We start from the raw sequence: 2,814 nt of genomic DNA on the forward strand, positions 1-2,814 counted from the left end.
ATCAGAATGGAGATGAACACGAACAGCAGCGTCGAGACAGCGGCGATCACCGGCGAGATCTGCATCGTGGTCTCGTCCCAGAACTGCTTGGGCAGCGTCGTGCTCAATCCGCCTGACGAGAACAGCGCGATGGTCAACTCATCGAACGAGGTCGCGAACGCGAACAGGAACGAGGAGAGCATGCCTGCACTCAGGATCGGGAAGGTTACGCGTCTGAGTGTTGTGAAGGTGCGGGCGCCCATGCTCTGTGCGGCGAGGTCAAGGCGCGTGTCGTAGTTGCGCAGCACGGCCATCATCGTGATCACCACATACGGCACCGCGACCACCGTGTGCGCCAGCACCAGTCCCAGCGATGAACCCACCAGGCCAATCTTCGCGAAGAAGTAGAACACGCCCACCGCCAGGATCATGCGCGGCACGACGATCGGGGCGAGCACGAACGCGAGCATCGCCGCATTCCAGCGCAAGCCGCCGCGCACCAGCAGGAAGGCCGCGGGCGTGCCGATCGCCATCGACAGCACACCGGTGCCCACGCCTACCACCAGCGAACGGGTCGCGGCCTGCATCCACAGCGGCGAATCCATCACCTGCTGGTACCACTGCAACGACACGCCATGCGGCGGCCAGGCAAGGCCCGAGGCGGAATCGAACGACAGCGGGATCATCAGGAACGCAGGCGCGCTCAGGAACACCAGGATCAGTGTGACCACCGTGCGCAGCGTCATGCCGTTGCCGTCGCCTGCGCGCTTCTTGCGCTTCGGGAGTACGGCGATCAGCGTGTCGGTTGCGTTTGCCAGCAGCGTGAGCAGCGCGTCACCGAACTTGCGGCCCATGCCACCGTGCTGCTTCGGGTTGTTCGCCGTGCTGCCACCGGTCATGGTCGAGAGACCGACCATCCGGTCATACACCACGAACACCACCAGCACCACCGCCAGCAGCAGCACCGAGATCGCACCCGCGAAACCCCAGTTCAACGCCTGCAACACCTGATCGATGATCAACTGCGTAATCATCGTCTCGTGACGTCCGCCCAGCAGCGTCGGCGTGATGAAGAAGCCGATTGCGGTGACAAACACCATCAACGCCGATGCAAACACCCCCGGCAGCGACAGCGGGAAATACACCTTCCAGAACGCCGTGCCCGGACGCGCACCGAGCGTCGATGCCGCGCTCGGCAACCTCCGGTCGATGTTCTCCATCACCGAGAGCATCGTCATGATGGCGATCGGCATCAACGCGTGCGTCATGCCTACGATCACTGCCGGCAGGTTGTACAGCAGGCCCAGCGGCGAATCCACAAGACCGAGGTGCTTCAGCACCCAGTTGAGCACGCCGTTGCGCCCGAGCAGCACGACCCACGCAAACGTCCGCACCAGAAAGCTCGTCCAGAACGACAGCAGCACCCAGTACAGCAAGCGGTTCTTGCGCTCGCGCGTGGCGGCCGAGATCAGGTACGCAACGGGATAGCCCACCAGCACCGAGAAGAAGGTCGTGAGCAGCGATACCTTCATCGTCACCCACAGCACTTCCACATACACCGACGAGGCGAACAGCCGCTTGTACTCGGCCATCGTGAAGCCGCTCTGATTGTGAATACTCAGCAGCAGCAATTGTCCGACCGGATAGATCAGGAACACCGTGAGCAGCACGATCACGGGTGCGGCCATCGCGGCCACGCGCAGCTTGCGGCTCAGGCGCGGGTTGCGTGTTTTGCGCGGCGCGGCGCGATCGTTCTGCGCGGTCATGGCGAAAGGGTTCATCGGCTCACCCCGCGATGGCGACAGCATCGGCGGGCGACCACGACAGCGTCAGCGTCTGGCCGATCTCATAGCGCGCCCCGAGCCGGTCGGTGGGGAACGACGCCACCAGTTCAGCGGCCTCCGCGTTCTGCTGCTGGCGCTGCATGTACAGCTTGGTCATGCCGCCGGTCACCATGATGTCGGTGAGCCTGGCGGACATGGTCTCCGCGCTTGAATCGTTGTGACCGTTCACGCGCAAATTCTGCGGACGCAGCATCAGCTTCACCGGCTTGCCTGATTGCACCTGTGCGTCGTAGACCATCGCGCGGCCCTTGTCGATGCCTTGCATCGCGAGACGCACCTGATCGCCTTCACGCGACGTCACCTGCGCATCGAGCAGATTCGATTCACCGAGGAAATCCGCCACGAACACATTCTTCGGACGGAAATAGAGATCAGCAGGCGTACCGAGTTGCGCGATCTTGCCCGCATCCATCAAACAGATGCGGTCCGACATCGTCATCGCTTCTTCCTGATCGTGCGTCACGTAGATGATCGTGGTGCCCAGATCGCGGTGAATGCGCTTGATCTCCAGCTGCATGTGATCGCGCAGCTTCTTGTCGAGTGCGCCGAGCGGCTCGTCCATCAGGATGATCGAGGGCCGGTACACCATGCAGCGCGCCAGCGCGATACGCTGCTGCTGCCCGCCCGACAACTCGCGCGGATAGCGACCCGCGACGTGCGGCAGATGCACCATCTCCAGCGCCTCGGCGACGCGCTTCTTCGCGCTGGCCGCATCGACCTTGCGCATCTGCAGCGGAAACGCGATGTTCTCCGCCACCGTCATGTGCGGAAACAGCGCGTAGTTCTGAAACACCATGCCGATGTCGCGGTCGTACGGCGCGCCGTCGGTGACGTCGACGCCGTTGATGCGGATCGAGCCGCCGTCCGCCTGCGCAAGCCCCGCGATGAGGCTCAGCAGCGTGGTCTTGCCCGAGCCGCTCGGGCCCAGCAGCGTCAGGAACTCGCCCTGTGCGACGTCAAGATCGGTCGGCGCGAGCGCGACGAAGTCGCC

At 63.6% G+C, this 2,814-nt stretch carries 2 protein-coding genes; both read right to left on the reverse strand.

Going from position 1 to position 2,814, the window contains the following annotated elements:
• A partial coding sequence (locus QCE62_RS34945; protein ID WP_309927985.1) for an ABC transporter permease subunit occupies nt 1-1,667 on the reverse strand: 1,667 nt, incomplete at its 3' end.
• A 97-nt stretch (nt 1,668-1,764) separates the two neighbouring features.
• A partial coding sequence (locus QCE62_RS34950; RefSeq protein WP_309927983.1) for an ABC transporter ATP-binding protein occupies nt 1,765-2,814 on the reverse strand: 1,050 nt, incomplete at its 5' end.

The organism is Caballeronia sp. LZ033 (assembly GCF_031451265.1).
Classification (GTDB): Bacteria; Pseudomonadota; Gammaproteobacteria; order Burkholderiales; family Burkholderiaceae; genus Caballeronia.